At 65.6% G+C, this 15750-nt stretch carries 15 protein-coding genes; 10 read left to right on the forward strand and 5 right to left on the reverse strand.

Annotated elements, in window-relative coordinates; translation table 11 throughout:
- Window positions 1-7: 7 nt before the first annotated feature.
- Window positions 8-703, reverse strand: coding sequence for a hypothetical protein (locus Pmi06nite_RS03505; protein ID WP_203951357.1), 696 nt, complete (start codon window positions 701-703; stop codon window positions 8-10).
- Between the two features lie 213 nt (window positions 704-916).
- Here Pmi06nite_RS03505 and Pmi06nite_RS03510 point away from each other — a divergent pair, with 213 nt between their 5' ends.
- The 4 genes from Pmi06nite_RS03510 to Pmi06nite_RS03525 all read left to right on the forward strand — a co-directional run bounded on the left by Pmi06nite_RS03510 (window position 917) and on the right by Pmi06nite_RS03525 (window position 4743).
- A complete protein-coding gene (locus tag Pmi06nite_RS03510; RefSeq protein WP_203951358.1) occupies window positions 917-1918 on the forward strand; it encodes a pirin family protein in 1002 nt (333 codons plus the stop codon).
- Between the two features lie 157 nt (window positions 1919-2075).
- Window positions 2076-2399 (forward strand): carboxymuconolactone decarboxylase family protein, encoded by a 324-nt coding sequence (locus Pmi06nite_RS03515; protein WP_203951359.1) that lies wholly within the window; start codon window positions 2076-2078, stop codon window positions 2397-2399.
- A 236-nt stretch (window positions 2400-2635) separates the two neighbouring features.
- Entirely contained in the window at window positions 2636-3805 is a 1170-nt protein-coding gene (locus tag Pmi06nite_RS03520; RefSeq protein ID WP_239113590.1) for a glycosyltransferase, read from the forward strand.
- A complete protein-coding gene (locus Pmi06nite_RS03525; RefSeq protein WP_203951360.1) occupies window positions 3802-4743 on the forward strand; it encodes an MraY family glycosyltransferase in 942 nt (313 codons plus the stop codon). The genes Pmi06nite_RS03520 and Pmi06nite_RS03525 overlap by 4 nt, the downstream gene beginning before the upstream one ends.
- A gap of 124 nt (window positions 4744-4867) precedes the next feature.
- On the opposite strand, the gene Pmi06nite_RS03530 is transcribed toward Pmi06nite_RS03525, so the two are convergent.
- Entirely contained in the window at window positions 4868-6127 is a 1260-nt protein-coding gene (locus Pmi06nite_RS03530; protein WP_203951361.1) for a nucleotide sugar dehydrogenase, read from the reverse strand.
- 346 nt (window positions 6128-6473) lie between these two features.
- On the opposite strand from Pmi06nite_RS03530, the gene Pmi06nite_RS03535 reads away from it, so the two are divergent.
- The 5 genes from Pmi06nite_RS03535 to Pmi06nite_RS03555 all read left to right on the forward strand — a co-directional run bounded on the left by Pmi06nite_RS03535 (window position 6474) and on the right by Pmi06nite_RS03555 (window position 12373).
- A complete protein-coding gene (locus Pmi06nite_RS03535; protein ID WP_203951362.1) occupies window positions 6474-7388 on the forward strand; it encodes an ice-binding family protein in 915 nt (304 codons plus the stop codon).
- A 702-nt stretch (window positions 7389-8090) separates the two neighbouring features.
- Window positions 8091-8297, forward strand: coding sequence for a hypothetical protein (locus tag Pmi06nite_RS03540; RefSeq protein WP_203951363.1), 207 nt, complete (start codon window positions 8091-8093; stop codon window positions 8295-8297).
- Between the two features lie 549 nt (window positions 8298-8846).
- On the forward strand, window positions 8847-10325 hold the full coding sequence (locus Pmi06nite_RS03545) for a DUF4082 domain-containing protein (protein WP_203951364.1): 1479 nt from the start codon (window positions 8847-8849) through the stop codon (window positions 10323-10325).
- 108 nt (window positions 10326-10433) lie between these two features.
- Window positions 10434-11600 carry a dTDP-4-amino-4,6-dideoxygalactose transaminase gene (gene rffA, locus Pmi06nite_RS03550; protein ID WP_275409543.1) on the forward strand — a complete coding sequence of 389 codons (1167 nt, stop codon included), beginning with the start codon at window positions 10434-10436 and terminating at the stop codon, window positions 11598-11600.
- A complete protein-coding gene (locus Pmi06nite_RS03555; RefSeq protein ID WP_203951365.1) occupies window positions 11600-12373 on the forward strand; it encodes a GNAT family N-acetyltransferase in 774 nt (257 codons plus the stop codon). The genes rffA and Pmi06nite_RS03555 overlap by 1 nt, the downstream gene beginning before the upstream one ends.
- 15 nt (window positions 12374-12388) lie before the next feature.
- Here Pmi06nite_RS03555 and Pmi06nite_RS03560 read toward each other — a convergent pair whose 3' ends face one another.
- A complete protein-coding gene (locus Pmi06nite_RS03560) occupies window positions 12389-13456 on the reverse strand; it encodes a glucose-1-phosphate thymidylyltransferase (protein WP_203951366.1) in 1068 nt (355 codons plus the stop codon).
- Between the two features lie 129 nt (window positions 13457-13585).
- Window positions 13586-14044, reverse strand: coding sequence for a GtrA family protein (locus Pmi06nite_RS03565; protein WP_203951367.1), 459 nt, complete (start codon window positions 14042-14044; stop codon window positions 13586-13588).
- Between the two features lie 80 nt (window positions 14045-14124).
- On the opposite strand from Pmi06nite_RS03565, the gene Pmi06nite_RS03570 reads away from it, so the two are divergent.
- Window positions 14125-15096, forward strand: a complete 972-nt coding sequence (locus tag Pmi06nite_RS03570; protein ID WP_203951368.1) for a glycosyltransferase family 2 protein — start codon at window positions 14125-14127, stop codon at window positions 15094-15096.
- A gap of 302 nt (window positions 15097-15398) precedes the next feature.
- On the opposite strand, the gene Pmi06nite_RS03575 is transcribed toward Pmi06nite_RS03570, so the two are convergent.
- On the reverse strand, window positions 15399-15750 hold a 352-nt coding region (locus Pmi06nite_RS03575; protein ID WP_203951369.1), incomplete at its 5' end, for a DUF4082 domain-containing protein.

Here is a 15750-nt window from a genome sequence, read left to right on the forward strand (position 1 = left end):
GGCTCCTTCATTGGTTGAGAAGTCGCGTGACCTTGAAGGACTGGGCGATCTGGTCGATCTCCTTGGACCGCTGCTGGTAGCACGCCGCCGAGCAGCGGATCAGCAGGGTCGAGATGCGTGAGCCGTCAGCCGACAGGTACGACGTCTCATCGAAGGTCTGCACCCCGTTGGCGAGACGGAAGTTGAAGACGCTCCGCACCCCCCGGACACCGTCCTGGGTGGGCAGCACCTGGTCGCCCAGGAGCTCGAAGTTCTTGAACGGATACTCCGCCGCCGACTCCATCTGCTTGCGCGTGTCGTCCGGTACGGCGACCGGCAGCCCGATGGCGTTGCGCATCGAGTCGAGCGAGACCTGGTTCCGCTGGGACTCGGTGAGCGTCTGGACCTTCGCCATCACGAACGGCTGGTCCTCGGACCCGCCGGCGCCGACCAGGAGGTGGTCGGCCGAAGGCTCGGCCTGGGCGTCGTAGGCGACGCTCCAGGTGAGCTGCTTCTGGACCTGCGCCGTCGCCGACGACGGATCGCCGAACAGCTGCCCCTCGAGGGCCGTCTGGTCCACTTTCTTCCACGCCGAGGGAACCTTGAAGTAGGTGCCCCCGTCGGCGTCTTTCACGTAGGTGTACTCGGGTCCGGCGCAGCCGGACAACAACAAGGCGGCCGCAGCCGCCGTTATGACCCCCGATATCGCCCGCGATCTATCCACCTGGGCCCAACCTCCGCTTTGCGGGTCTACGAGGTACTACTGCCCGTTTTCTCAGTATCACTCTCAGCCCAGGTCTCGGACAGACTGGAAAACTTGACCAAATCTTGGCCCGATGTTGGCTGCACTTGTGACACGCAAAGAGGAAACCTTGGTGGAGGAATAGTTGATCCGTCAATAGTTGTTGCGCGGAGCGTATTCGACAGAGGAGACCCGATGCCAGCCATCACCGCAGACACGCTTACGCTCCCCCGCCTCCCCCGGCTGCCCGAGGCGGCCACGACCTGGCGTCCCGTCGCCCGCGTCGTCACGGCGCAGCGCTTCCTCGAGGGAGAGGGCTTCGCCGTCCGGCGCCCGTTCCCCGGCGTGGACCTGTCGCTCGCCGACCCTTTCCTGCTTCTCGACCACATGGGGGCCGTGGAGTACGCCCCCGGTGAGGCGAAGGGCACTCCCTGGCACCCGCACCGCGGCTTCGAGACGGTGACGTACATCATGGACGGCGCCTTCCAGCATCGGGACACGAATGGGGGCGGCGGGCTCATCTCCGATGGCGATACCCAGTGGATGACCGCCGGAAGCGGCCTGCAGCACATCGAGCAGCCCCCGCCGGAACTCGTCGCCAGCGGCGGCCTGTTCCACGGAGTGCAGCTCTGGGTGAACCTGCCGCGCGCCCAGAAGTGGGTGCCGCCGCGCTACCAGGACATCCGCGGGGGCGACGTGAAGCTCCTGGCCAGCGACGACGGCTCGTCCCTCGTCCGGGTCATCGCGGGCTCGCTGGCCGGTTACGAGGGCCCGGGGGCGACCTACACCCCCATCACCTACATCCACGCGACGGTGGCCCCCGGCGCGCGGCTCGCCCTCCCGTGGCCCGCCGACTTCAACGCCATGGTCTACGTCCTGAGCGGCGAGGGGAGCATCGGCCCTGACGACCGGACGCTCCGCGAGGGACAACTCGGCATGTTCGGCGGCTACAAGGGCACCGCCGGCGCGCTGAGCATGCGCGCGGCGGACAACCAGCCGCTCGCCTCACGCCAGGGCTGGGAGATCCTCGTGCTCGGCGGCCTGCCGATCCGCGAGCCGGTCGCCCGTTACGGGCCGTTCGTCATGAACACCCGCGAGGAGATCGTCAAGGCCTTCGAGGACTTCCAGGCGGGCAGGATGGGCGTGGTCCCGGCCGAGCACGTCCCCCACCGGTCGTCCGTGGACGAGTCCTTGTAAGTCAGAACGCAAGCCAGAACGGCGCAACGTTCATGCAACCGTCCTCTTGCGACAATGCGCTCGCACAGGGCCACCCGGCCATGTAACGCCTGATCCCCCCGAACGCGACATATCCGTGCATGTCTCGAAATTTGGGCCGACGGACGTGGAGTGCCGCATGAGCGACAGCATCGATGACCTCGACCGCCGGGCCAGGAGCCTGGAATTCGGGATGGCGGTCGAGCACACGTTCGCGGAGGTGTGGTCGGGAGACGCGCTGACCATCAGGGATCGGCGCCTGCTGCTTCTGGGCCTGCTCGTGGCCCAGGGGCTGGACGATGTGATCGCGCCGCAACTGGACGCGGCTCTGCGCACCGGGGAGCTGACGCCGAGTGAGCTGCGCGAGATCGTCGTCTTCCTGACCCACTACGCGGGCTGGCCTCGCGGGACGCGGCTGAACGCCCAGGTCGAGGACCTGATCACCCGCTTCATGAACGGCTAGTGGCCTGCCGTTCATGCCCACCGAGGTCATCACCGGCGGGAGCGCACTCGAATCCGTGAACGGGGCCGGCCCCGTTCACGGACGTACTGTGCGAGGCCGTCGCTGTGCGAGGTGTCGATATAGAGAGAGGCGGAACGTGCTGTACGTCCTCCGGGGCACCAAGTAACGGGAAAACATCTCGCCACCACCGTGACGGTGTCCGCGAACGAATCAGACGGGAAGCTAGCTTCTCGGAGGTGAACAGTCGGATTCGCGTCATGGAGATCATCGCCACGATGAAGGTCGGCGGCCCCGCCACCCAGGTGTCGGGGCTGTGCGAGCGGCTCAATCCGGAGGAGTTCGACCACCGTCTCTACACCGGTTACGTCGACGGAGGCGAGGGTGACCACCTGCAGTTGCGCGGGATGACGGTGCCGGTGCACCGTATTCCCAACCTCGGGCGGTTCGTCCGGCCGATCGACGACTCTCGCGCCCTGCTCCGGCTGATCAGCGCCATGCGCGCGTTTCGTCCGCACATCGTCCACACCAGGACGACCAAGGCCGGCGCCCTTGGGCGGGTGGCGGCTCGCCTCTCCGGCGTAGGCGCCGCCCGGGTCCACGTGTTCCATGGCCATTTCCTCCACCCGCACTGTCCCCGTCTCAAGCGATCGGTGTACAGGCGTTCCGAGCGGCTTCTCGCACCCATGTCCGATCGCCTCGTCGCGGTCGGGACCCAGGTACGAGACGACCTCCTGGAGGCCGGAATCGGCTATCCCGAGCAGTATGTCGTGATCCTGCCTGGCGTCCGGCTCGGGCCGATGCCTGACCGTCTGGCCGCCCGCGCGGCTCTCGGTCTCCCGGCCGGTGCGCCGGTGGTGGCCTACGTGGGCCGGCTCGCCAAATCGAAGCGGCCCGACCGGTTCGCCGAGGTGGCGGGCGCCGTCCTGCAGCAGGTGCCCGACTGTCGCTTCGTCGTCTGCGGGAGCGGCGAGCTGAAGGAGAAGGTGGAGCGGATCGTCCACCCGATGTGGGACTCCTTCCGCCTCCTCGGATGGCGGCGGGACGTCGAGCTCGTTTACGCGGCAGCCGACGTGGTGATGCTCACCTCCGATCATGAGGGCACCCCGGTGACTCTGGTAGAAGCGGGAATGGCCGGCCTCCCGGTGGTGGCCACGCACGTCGGCAGCGTCCCCGAGATCGTCCGGGACGGCTCCACCGGCCTGCTGTCGGGCCCCGACGTCTGGGAGCTCGCCTCCCATACGGTCAGGCTGCTGTCCGATCCCGCCCTCGCCCGTCGCATGGGAGAGTCGGCCCGCGCGTGGACCACCCGGTCATTCGGCGTCGACCGCCTGGTCGCGGACACCGAGTCCCTCTACCGGTCGTTGCGCGGTACATCCGGGGCGTGGGCCGACGGGGGCAGCCGATGAGGGTTGCGGAGGCCGTGCCGTTCACGCGGTTCGACCCGCGGTGGGGAGGGATCGCGATCACCTTGGGCACGGCCATCCCGCCGGCCGCCGTCCTCGGCTTCGCCGATCTGCGGATCACCGCGATCCTTCTGGCCGCGACCGCGGTCGCCCTGCTGGGGCTGATCGGCGACATGACGCCGCTGCCTGTGCTCGCCCGCCTAACCGTGCAGTCCGTGGCCGCGGGCGGCGTCGTGCTCTGCGGAGTCCAGATCACCCTGACAGGGCAGTGGCCCGACGGCCCCGTGACGGTGATGTGGATCGTGGGCGTCGCCAACTGCTTCAGCCTGCTGAACTCCACGGACAGGCTGCTTCCGGCGGTGGCCACGATCACCGCCGTCTTCCTCGCCGGCACCGCCCTCATCCTCGAGGAACCAGCCGTCGCGGTGCTCCTCGCCACAATGGCCTGCGCGTCATTGGGGCTGCTCGGAGTCAGGACGCCTATGGGCGGATCGGGGTCGCTATTCGTTGGGTTCGTCCTGACCTGCTCGGCGGTCCTGTTGATCGCGGGACGTGGTCAGGACACGATCGCCGCCGGGCTCGTCCTTCCGGCACTCGTGGCCATCGCCGACACCGGCTTCGCCTTCGCCGGCACCGGCCAGATCACCGACCGCCTCCACCGGGGCGGACTCGCCACCCAGGTGGTCGTCGGCACGTACGGGGCCGCGGCCGCGGCCGCCGGGCTGCTCTGCCTGATCGTCGCCATGGGTCTGCTCGCCCCGCTGACGGCCGCTGCCGCCGGGACCGCGCTCGTGGCCGTCGGCGCGTTCCTGTGCCGCCCCCGGCGAGTCGTCCCCGCCGGGCGCCCGGCGCCGGGGCAGACGTCTCGGCTGATCTACGCCGGGGCTGTGCTGCAACAGGCAAGAGACCCCCGCCGTTGGGACGGAGAAGACCTCTACTGAGCGCGCGTGAGCATCCCGTCCACGCGTCACGAGGCCATCGTCGGCGTGGGCAGGCTCGGGCCCCGGAGCCTGCCCGCCTGGGTGTCCGCCCGACCGGGTGTCCGCCCGCCTGAGCGGAGCTGACTTACAGGCTCTCCACGTTGGGGCCGTGGCAGCGGTTGCGGGTGTCGAAGACGAAAGCGCTCGCCCGCTGCACCAGGTCGTAGTCGATGTGGTCGTGGTCGGTCAGCACGACGACGGCGTCCGCCGCGGCGAGTTCCTCGATCGTCGGCTCGACCAACTCGATCCCGGCCGGCAGCAGGAAGTCGTCGACGTGAGAGTCGGCGGCCCGCACGTCCGCGCCGAGCTTGCGCAGGGCTTTGGCCACCTCGATCGCCGGGGACTCGCGGCAGTCTCCGGCGTTCTTCTTGTAGGAGAGGCCAAGAAGGAGGATCCGGCTGCCCTTGATCGGCTTGTACCACCGGTTCAGCGCCAGGCTGAGCCGACTGACGACATGATCCGGCATGTGGTCGTTGATGTCGTTCGCGAGCTCGACGAACCGGAAGTTGTGCCCGAGGCTGCGCTTGACCTTCCACGACAGATACGACGGGTCGATCGGCAGGCAGTGTCCCCCGACCCCGGGGCCGGGTGTGAAACGCATGTAGCCGAACGGCTTGGTCGAGGCGGCGTCGATGGCCTCCCACACGTCGATCCCGAGCTGCTGGGCGAAGATCGACAACTCGTTGACCAGGGCGATGTTGACGTGCCTGAACGTGTTCTCAAGGAGCTTGCACAGCTCGGCGACTTGCGGCGAGGAAACGGGGACCACCTCGCGCACGATCCGGCTGTAGAACGCCTCCACCTTCTCCAACGAAGCCGCGTCGATGCCCGACACGACCTTCGGCGTGTTGTCGAGACGCCACCGGGCGTTCCCCGGATCGATCCGTTCCGGGCTGTACCCCAGGAAGAAGTCCTCTGGTGTCCGTAGCCCGGACCCGTCCTCGAGCAGCGGCCGAAGGTATTCCTCGGTGGTGCCCGGATAGGTCGTGGACTCCAGGACCACCGTCGCCCCGTGTCGCAGCGCCGGCGCGATTGCCTCAGCGGCAGAGCCGACGTGACGGAGATCGGGCACGCCCTCTCGGAGAGGCGTCGGCACCGTTATCACGCAGACGTCGAAGCCCTCGGCGTCGGCGTAGTCGGTGCTCGCGCAATACCGGCCGGAGCTGTGGGCGGCGGCCAGCTCGTCCTCGCCGACGTCCTCGACATAGGACTCCCCGGCGCCCAGCCGCTTGACCCGCCACTCATCCACGTCGATTCCCACGACGTCGAAGCCGACCTCGACCGCTCGCATCGCCAGGGGAAGGCCCACATAGCCCTGTCCGATGACGACCAGTTTTTCTCCCATGTCACAACCCGTCGCTGTCGAGAAAGGTACGACCTGACTGTAGGAGCCAGGCGAGCTCGCATCCTCGATTCACCGCCGTCGTGGGCGTGTCGTTTCGCCTGCCTTTCCCCAGAGGGGAGATATTGATGTCAACCATCGAATAGCGACTGGAGCCGACAATGAATTACCGGGCAAAATGATGCACGCCAATTATCCTCGCGCCGCGCGCCGTCTCGGAGCGGGTCGTCACCGGCTGATGGCGGCGCTCGCACCGGTCCTCATGATGGCCGCTCCAGTGGTCAGCCCGCACGCCGCCCGGGCGGCGGTGCCGCGAGTAGAGCTTGGCGAAGCCGAAGAATGCGGCGTCATGGCGGGAGCTGGAGTCTCCAATACGGATATCACCACAATCTTCGGGGACGTAGCAATAAGCCCAGGGACCGCCGTTTCCGGCTTTCCGCCCGGCCAAGTAAGAGGCTCCATCGAGGTGGACAACGCCGAGGCGAGGCGGGAGAAGGCCGATGCGGTCGCGGCCTACAACGACGCGGCTCGGCGCACGCCCACCGCCACCATCCCGTCGCAGCTTGGGAGCACTACCAGGACACCCGGCGTATACAACACCGCGGGAGGCGTCTTTCAGCTGACCGGGACGCTCATCCTCGACGCCGAAGGCGACCCCGACGCCGTTTTCATCCTCCAGGCCGCGTCCCTGGTCACGGCGAACGTGAGCAACATCGACCTCGTCGGCGGCGCCCAGGCGAACAACGTGATCTGGCAACTCGACGACTCCGCCACTCTGGGGACGTACTCCACCTTCCGCGGCAACATCCTGGCGCGGAGCTCGGTCGCGGTGACCACGGGCGTGGCCCTGTACGGCCGCGCCATCGCTCTCAACGGCATGGTGACCCTCGACGGCACTTCCCACCTGCCGGCCACTCGCGTCACTCCACCCGACGAACCGCCGACCATCACCACGGTGACCTCGTCGTCGAACCCCTCTCGGAGAGGGGAACCCGTCACCTTCACGGCCACGGTGCACGGGCCGACCGACTCGGTCGTGCCCGCCGGTCAGGTGCTCTTCAAGGATGGCGACACCGTGATCGGCTCTGCGTACAACAGCAGCGCGGCTCCCGCGACGATCACGACCTCAGACCTCACCAGGGGGGCCCACGACATCACCGCGGTCTATCTGAACGGCGGCACGGCGGTGAACGAGGCCTGGACGTATTTCGCCCCGAGCACATCCGAGGTGCTCACCCAGGTCGTCCTCAACAGGAGGTCATAAAGCAAACTCCTGTTCACATTTGTTAACCCGAGCTGGAACTCCGGAAAGGCATCACCATATCGCGGAAGGGTATCTCCCGACCGCACCGTCAATTGCGGTGAATCAAAGAGTCCCATTATCGCCGCAAAGGGGAACAAGTTGATCCCTCGGAGAACTTCCAGCTTGGCCGCGGTCTTGACAGTGGCCTTCGGAGCTCTCGCGTTGTCCGATCCCGAAGTGGCGAGCGCGGCCCCCCACGCGCGAGAACACCTCCGGACCGAAGGCCAGTCGAGCGGAGACGGGCCGCCCGCCCGCTTCCACAGGCACTGCCACGGGCGTCACCTTTGCCGGAATCACTGCAGGCGAGGCCCTCGTGGACCAAGAGGTCTCCAGGGAAATGAAGGGCCTCAAGGGCCGAGAGGTCTTCCCGGTCACGACGCTCTTCCTGTTCGTGACTGTCTTTCCGGGTCGGCCGGACCCGACGGACGGCCTGGCCCGCCCGGCCCCCCGGGACCGACCGGACCCACTGGACCCACTGGACCCACTGGACCCACTGGACCCACCGGCTCGGCCGGACCAGCCGGCTCGACTTCGAGCGTCGCCTCCGTACTTGTCGGGCTATTGTTCGAACCGTACGACACGAATTTCACGGCGTACGTCTCCGACGGCACGACATGGATCCGCGACCCCCGGACGGCTGAGCCGTGGCACAGCCTCACCTCGGTGAAAAATTATCCCGCCGGCGTGATCGGCGTCTCGTTGACCGAGGCCGCCGCGCCCTTCAACACCCTGCTGGTCACAGTGCTGACTTCGACCAGTACTCTCGCGCAGTCCGCGTGCACTCTCACCGCCCCTCCCCCGCCTCCCGGATCGGCGTGGGGGCCGGCCTTCTGCAGCGCCTTCGTCCAGATCACGCCGCCGGCCTCATGAATTCCCGCACTCGATGATCGCTGAGAGCCGCCTCCCCTGGAGATGACCCGAGACCGGGAAGCCGTCGTCCGCGGGCTCGTTCTGGCCCGCGTACTCCACTGCGGCACGTCAGCGGCTTCCATCTCACCACCGCATTGCGAACCATACTGAGCCCTTTTCATCGTGAGTAGCGGTCGGCTTCGATGTCTTCGAGGACGACCGCTACTCAGGATGAAAGGGGCTCACTGCTCATCAAGAGGCACAACATTCAGACAATAGAAATAAAAGCCACTTATATCGCATTATAAACGGCCGGCATAGGGGCACCCGCACAAGGGTGGCGATCAAGGGAACCACATGAGTAAAGTGAAGTGAAATCCCGCACAAATGAGGTTCCCCATGGAAGAGCCCGCCTCCTCATTCACCCGCAGCCCTTCCAGTAAGCATGACAAAAGCGACCGAACAGCCAAACGCACTGCCAGATATGGGACCAACTCTGGGCGCTTCCGAATTCACGTCCGAATTATCGGCCGCCGTTATGGTGCCGCGGTTCTTGCAGCGTTTCTCACGATGACCGCGGTCGTGGCGTCGGCACCGGGCGCGGCCGCGGCGCCGAATCCCGTAAGCCTCGGCGAGGGCGCGGCCTTCGGCGTCTTCGCGGGGACCGCGGTGTCCAACACCGACCTCACCGCGATCACGGGAGATCTCGGAGTGAGCCCGGGGGACTCCGTCACCGGCTTCCCTCCCGGCACCGTGAGCGGGTCGATCCACGCCGGCGACTCGGCTGCGGCGTCGGCCAGAGCCGACCTGGTCGCCGCCTACAACGACGTCGCCTCACGAACGCCGGCGACGAGCGTGCCCAGCGAGCTCGGCGGCACGACCAAGACTCCAGGTGTCTACAGCCCGCCCGGAGGCACTTTCCAGATAACCGGCACGCTGACGCTGGATGCCCAGGCCGACCCGGATGCCGTCTTCATCTTCCGGGCCACCACCCTCTCAACCGCCAACGTCAGCAACATCAACCTCATCGGCGGCGCCCAGGCGGACAACGTCTTCTGGCAGCTCACCGGCTCGGCGACGTTGGGGACCAACTGCACGTTCCGAGGGAACGTGCTGGCCTCGAACTCGGTCACCGTCGGCACAGGCGCGGCCGTCTTCGGTCGTGTCTTCGCCATCAACGGCATCGCCGTCCTCCAGGGCACCGCCAACCCGCCGAGGACCCGCATCACGGTCCCGAACGACCCGCCGACCACGACGACGTTGACGACTTCTCCCAATCCTTCGCGGACGGGTCAGTCCGTCACCTTGACCGCCACAGTCAGCCCGGTCTCAGGGTCGATCGTGCCTCAGGGACAGGTCGCCTTCAAAGACGGCGCCACCGTCCTCGGCACTGACAACCACAACAGCCTTGGCCCGGCGACGATCACGATCTCCACCCTGACGGCGGGCGAGCACTCCCTGACCGCCGTTTATCTCGGGGGCGACACCCCCGACAACGAAGCCATCATCCATTTCGCCCCGAGCACGTCACCGGTAGTGACGCAGACAGTGACGAGCAGTCTCTGGAGCGCTGCGGCTACGCCGGAGGACGCTGACTACCCCGACGCACAGGCCGTCACCGTCGGCGTGAAATTCCAAGCGGCCACGAGCGGGACCATCCGAGGCATCCGCTTCTACAAGAGCCCGCAAAACTCCGGAACCCACACCGGAAGCCTGTGGTCCAGCAGCGGGCAACTCCTCGCCAGCGCCACCTTCACCAACGAAACGGCATCCGGCTGGCAACAGGTCAACTTCGCCAACCCCGTCACGATCAACCCTGACACGACGTACATCGCCTCGTACTACTCGCCAACCGGCAAATACTCGTTAACCCGCCCCTACTTCACCTCCAAATACGCCAACGGCCCCCTCACCGCGCTCGCCAATAGCGGCAACGGCGGCAACGGCGTCTACACCTACAGCGCGACCAACGCCTTCCCCACAAGCGCCTTCCAAGCCACGAACTACTGGGTCGACGTCGTCTACGACGGCAATCCCGTCGGCTCGTAGAAACCCTGCTTCGATGATCTGAACCTGGGCCTTCGCGTAACGCGTGTAAGGCTTCTGCAAGAGCTCGCCAACGACTGCGGGCGGCGCGCGTGTCGGCTGGTCTGCTCGCTGTTCACTGACGTCGTGAGCACTAGTGGTCTATCGACAATTCCATTCAACAGAACGCACATCGCCGAAAACGAGCTGAACTACCTGGCGGAAGTCGTGCACCAGGGACTCAACTCTGGGAACGGGCCGTTCACCAAGCGGGCGACCGAACTCCTGAGAAAGCTCACCGGGTCGGAGCAGGTACTACTGACCACCTCCTGCACGCACGCGCTGGAGATGTCTGCGCTCCTCCTCGATCTCCGTGAGGGCGATGAGGTGATCATGCCGTCGTTCACCTTCGTGTCGACGGCCAACGCCTTCGCCCTGCGCGGCGCGATCCCGGTGTTCGTGGACTGCCGACCAGACACCCTGAACATCGATGAGCGCCAGGTCGAGTCGGCGATCACAAATCGCACGCGAGCCATCGTCGTCGTTCACTACGGGGGCGTGGGCTGCGCGATGGAGATCATCAGTGCACTCGCGGAGCGGCACGGCCTGGCTCTCATTGAGGACAACGCTCATGGACTGGGTGCGTCCTACCGCGGCAGGCCTCTCGGATCGTTCGGATGCATGGCCACACAGAGCTTCCACGCGACGAAGAACGTGCAGTGCGGTGAGGGCGGCGCGTTGCTGCTGAACGAGGCCGGTCTCGCCGCTCGAGCAGAGATCATCCGGGAGAAGGGCACCGACCGCAGTCGGTTCTTCCGGGGCCAGGTGGACAAGTACCGCTGGGTCGACATCGGTTCGAACTACTTGCCCTCCGACCTCGTCGCCGCCCAACTGACCGCACAACTGGAGTCCTTCGACCGGATCCAGGTGCGGCGCCACGCCGTTTGGCAGCGGTATCACTACGAACTGTCCGGCTGGGCGATGGAGAACGCGGTCGCCCAGCCTATGGTCCCTGAGGGCTGTCTCCATCCGGCGCACCTCTACTACCTGCTGCTCCCCGATCTTGAGAACCGCCAGTCGTTCATCGGACACCTTTCCCAAAATGGTGTCCAGGCGACATCCCACTTCGAACCGCTGCACAGCGCCCCTGCCGGGCTACGGCACGGGCGGGTGGCGAGCGGATGCCCGGTCACCGAGAAGACGGCCGATCGTCTCGTAAGGCTGCCGCTGTATGCGGACCTGGATGAGGCCGAGGTCACGCGCGTGATCAACGCCGTCCTCAGCTACAAGGTGGTCTGATGGCATGGCATGACATCATGCAGGCCGAGGACGTGCAGATCCGCGAGTCACCGCAGGAGTCGGCTCGTTTCGGGTGCTCGGTCGAGCGTCTCACTGTCCCGCTCGATGCTGAGGATTCCTTCATCGCAGTGCGTGAGGCCGTCCGCGGATCGACCGCGGACGTCATCGTGCTCCGATACCCGGCCCAGTACATCGACTGGTTCGCGCGGCTGATCAAGCTGGGCCGGACGGCGATACTCGCCGACTCTCTCGCGTACTGGCGCCTGCGTGCGGGAGAGGGCCGAGCACCCGAGCCGTCGAAGAACCTCCGGACAACCGGGGTCGTCTGTCCGGCCACGACGAAGGCCCTGATCGCTGACATCTTCGCCGGGTACGGAAACCACTACCTGGCGAATCCTCTGTTCGAGGTCCGCGATGCGCTTGCGGGCTACCAGGAATGGGCTCAGCGGTCCGTCGACGAGGGAAGGTGCCTGGCTCTTTGGGAGCGGGAAGTGGATGACGCCCTCGGCTTGGCGACGCTCGATGAGACCGGCCTTCGAACGGAGATCCTGCTGGCGGGAATCGTCGGCAAAGCACAAGGCCGTGGCCTCTATTCCCACCTGTTGAAAGGAGTAGAGGACGCAACGCTGGCTCGCGGCGCGGCGGAGGTCGTCATATCCACCCAAGGACACAACACCCGCGTGCAGAGGGCTTGGGCAAGGTATGGATTCGAGCCGATGTGGACCCTCATCACGGTTCATCTGGTGCGGCCCGCACTGCTCACGACCGTCTGAGGGAGGGAGGCGCGATCAGGAGCGAACCTGTATCCGGCTGTGGTCTCCGACCATGAGCTCGTGTGTGTACGGCGGGCCGCTCGCGCGGCTCACCTCGACATTGCGGCCGATCAGGGAATGTGCGATACGCGAGACGCCGTCCACCGAGGAGCCGTCGAGGACGATCGAATACTCGATCTCGGCGTTCTGAACGACGCAGGCCGACCCTATCGATGTGAACGGCCCGACGTAAGACGAAACGATCTTGGTGTCTGCCCCGACCACGATCGGCCCACGGAGAATCGAGTTCTCGACCACGGCGCCAGACTCGATGACGACCCGTCCAGTGATCTCGCTCAACGTATCTACCGCGCCCTTGATATCACGCTCGACCGCTTCCAAGACGATGCGATTGCACTCCAGCATGTCCTGCAGCCGTCCCGTGTCCCTCCAGTATCCGCTGACCATGTGCGACTGAACGGTGTAGCCCTTTCGAATAAGCCACTGGATCGCGTCGGTGATCTCCAGCTCGCCGCGATCCGAGGGCTCGATCGCCTGCACTGCCTGGTGTATGACCGGAGAGAACAGATACACCCCCACGATGGCCATGTCGCTTCTCGGGACGGCCGGCTTCTCCTCAAGCCCGATGATCTCACCGGCGGGCCCGAGCTCCGCGACGCCGTAGAACTGGGGTTCGGTCACCCTGGTGAGCAGGATCTGGGCGTCGTATCCGCCGTCCTGGAACGCGCTGACCTGGTCGGCGATTCCACCGATCAGGAAGTTGTCGCCGAGGTACATGACGAAGGGGTCGTCGGCGAGGAAGTCCTGAGCGATCAGGACGCAGTGCGCCAGCCCCAAAGGGGCCTCCTGCGGAATGTAGGTCACCTCGAGTCCGAACCTCGACCCGTCCCCGACTGCGCGCCGGACTTCTGGACCCGTCTCGCCTACGATGACGCCGACACTCGTGATGCCCGCGTCCCGTATCGCCTCAAGTCCGTAGTAGAGCACCGGCTTGTTCGCAACCGGGACGAGTTGTTTCGCCGAGGTGTGCGTCAGCGGGCGCAGCCTGGTTCCCTTGCCGCCCGCCAGAACAAGAGCCTTCATCGATACCGGAGTCCTTCCGCAGAAGCGTGGTCGGTGAGTACCGACCCGCTCGAACCTACGCGGAGCGCCAATCGGTCACCCTCAACCACAGATCTCCTTTGTCGAAGACCGTCGGATATGTTGCCCGAACTAGACGTTCTCGCGGTTACGGAATGTCCACGTCCGATGTATCACATAGGACAACGGCGGGCTCATTACTATTATCAGAGCCTGGGCCAGCATAATGGGAAATCCGGCATATTCCACCAAAACGGGGAGTCCCAGGATGGACGCGCCCAGAAAGCTGAGCCCGACTACATAGAACCGGAGATACCCAGCCAGCCACGATTGCCCGGACACGCGGAAGACCACCAGTCTGTACCACGGGTAAACGATGACCACGGTAATGAGATGACTCATCACGACAAGGACAAGATAGGGAACCGTACCTTTTGCCGCCAGCAATCCTAGGCCAAGGAGAGCGTAATAGACGGCAGCCGTCATGGCACCGGCGAGCAGATATGTGATGCGCTGCCCACCAAGGGCCGGGAACGACCGGCTGGAACGTGAATGCGCGCCACGGGCGGAACGGCTTTCGACTTCAACCATATGACAATCACTCCAGATCATGGTCGGGTGCCGGGATCAAAGGGAGTGTAGTCGGCTGAAGAAAGCAATCGGGGAGAACAATGTCAGTGTCGGTGGTTATTCCATGTTTTCGCTCCGCGCGGACTCTCCCGATGCTCGTGACCCGGCTCATGCCGGTCCTTCGCGCGGTGTCGGTCCTGCACGAGGTGATCCTCGTCGTCGACGGAAGCCCGGACGGCACCTGGAGCGCGGCGGCCGACCTGGCGGCGCGCATCGACGGCGTTCGCGCCATCCGCCTGTCCCGCAACTACGGCCAGCACAACGCACTGCTCGCTGGAATCAGAGAGGCGAAGTTCGACGTGGTCGTCACCATGGACGACGATCTGCAGCATCCGCCGGAGCAGATCCCCCTGCTGTTGGCCGCGCTCGACGGTGACGGCCTTGACCTGGTGTACGGCGTTCCGTACGCGGAAGAACACGGATTCCTCCGAAGTCTCGCATCCCGGTCCGTGAAGGCCGGCATGGCGGGTGCTCTGGGCATCCGGGCCGCGCGGAAGATCAGCGCCTTCCGCGCCTTCCGGACGCGCCTTCGTGACGGATTCGATGAACTGTCCGGCCCGCATGCGTCGCTCGATGTGGCTTTGTCGTGGGCCACCACGCAAGTGGACGCTGTGCACGTACACATGAACGAACGCGAGCATGGGCGATCCAACTACTCGCTGCGCCTGCTGGTCCGGCATGCGGTGAACATGCTGCTGGGCTACAGCACGGTTCCTCTCCGGATGGCGAGCTACCTCGGATTCCTCGTCGGCCTCATCGGCTTGTTTCTGAGTGGCCTGGTTCTGTGGCGTTTCATAGCGGGCGACACGACGGTGGCCGGATTCACCACCGTAGCCACCATGGTCGCGCTCTTCTCCTCCGCTCAGCTGATCTCCATCGGAGTTTTGGGTGAATACATCGGCCGGATCCATGGAAGCGGAATGGGGCGGCCCACTTATGTGGTGCGGGAGCGCGCCGGATCGTCCGTTGCGCCAGAAATGTCGCATCGTTCGGGGAGCGCCGGCGTCTCCTGAGTTCAGGCGAGACGTCCACGCCGTCCAGATCCGATCCCGCGATATCCGAACCCCGGCCGCGCGCCACACCCCTCGCCAGGCTGGAGCCACCCACGCCGGCACGCGGCATCATGACGTCGACGCCCGCCTGGCCCCTGATGATGGAGTTCGCCGCTCGGGCGTGGCACACACCTGAGCGAGCTCGTCGGCCATCGTGATGTTGTGACCGAAACGAATGCGTCCGCGACAACACCGTGCGCACGTCGGCCGACCCGTACATCGAGGAGGGCTGACGGTGCTCAAGACGAAGGCACTGACCAACTCTAATCGGAATTGAACACGAGATCGACCCAGTAATTGGTCGCGCTAAAGCTGCTGGTGGGAAAGGTGTTCGTCGCGCCGTAGGTGAACACGCCGTTTCCTCCTGACGCGCCGGAGGCGAGTGCGGTGAGCAACCCATTCACGTATTGGGACGCGAAGTACGGCCTTGTAATCGAGTAGAAGCCCGACGTCGTGTGATACGAGGCGATATAGGTCGTCCCGGCACTGATCACCACCGGCGTCGAGAAGTTCACCTGCTGCCACCCGGACGCCGTCTCCCCCGTGAAAGTCGCCGAGGCAAGCAACTGACCGCTACTCGTCCACAGACTGCCGACATGGGTCCCCGTGTTCTGC

Origin of the sequence: Planotetraspora mira, assembly GCF_016863275.1 — a bacterium.
Classification (GTDB): domain Bacteria; phylum Actinomycetota; class Actinomycetes; order Streptosporangiales; family Streptosporangiaceae; genus Planotetraspora; species Planotetraspora mira.

Bases quoted from the DNA above. Each gene is read 5' to 3' on its own strand.
- Pmi06nite_RS03565 (WP_203951367.1), bottom strand. From the start codon at position 14,044: ATGGTTGAAGTCGAAAGCCGTTCCGCCCGTGGCGCGCATTCACGTTCC.
- Pmi06nite_RS03510 (WP_203951358.1), top strand. From the start codon at position 917: ATGCCAGCCATCACCGCAGACACGCTTACGCTCCCCCGCCTCCCCCGG.
- Pmi06nite_RS03545 (WP_203951364.1), top strand. From the start codon at position 8,847: ATGACCGCGGTCGTGGCGTCGGCACCGGGCGCGGCCGCGGCGCCGAAT.
- Pmi06nite_RS03530 (WP_203951361.1), bottom strand. From the start codon at position 6,127: ATGGGAGAAAAACTGGTCGTCATCGGACAGGGCTATGTGGGCCTTCCC.
- Pmi06nite_RS03525 (WP_203951360.1), top strand. From the start codon at position 3,802: ATGAGGGTTGCGGAGGCCGTGCCGTTCACGCGGTTCGACCCGCGGTGG.
- Pmi06nite_RS03535 (WP_203951362.1), top strand. From the start codon at position 6,474: ATGGCGGGAGCTGGAGTCTCCAATACGGATATCACCACAATCTTCGGG.
- Pmi06nite_RS03570 (WP_203951368.1), top strand. From the start codon at position 14,125: ATGTCAGTGTCGGTGGTTATTCCATGTTTTCGCTCCGCGCGGACTCTC.
- Pmi06nite_RS03515 (WP_203951359.1), top strand. From the start codon at position 2,076: ATGAGCGACAGCATCGATGACCTCGACCGCCGGGCCAGGAGCCTGGAA.
- Pmi06nite_RS03555 (WP_203951365.1), top strand. From the start codon at position 11,600: ATGGCATGGCATGACATCATGCAGGCCGAGGACGTGCAGATCCGCGAG.
- Pmi06nite_RS03560 (WP_203951366.1), bottom strand. From the start codon at position 13,456: ATGAAGGCTCTTGTTCTGGCGGGCGGCAAGGGAACCAGGCTGCGCCCG.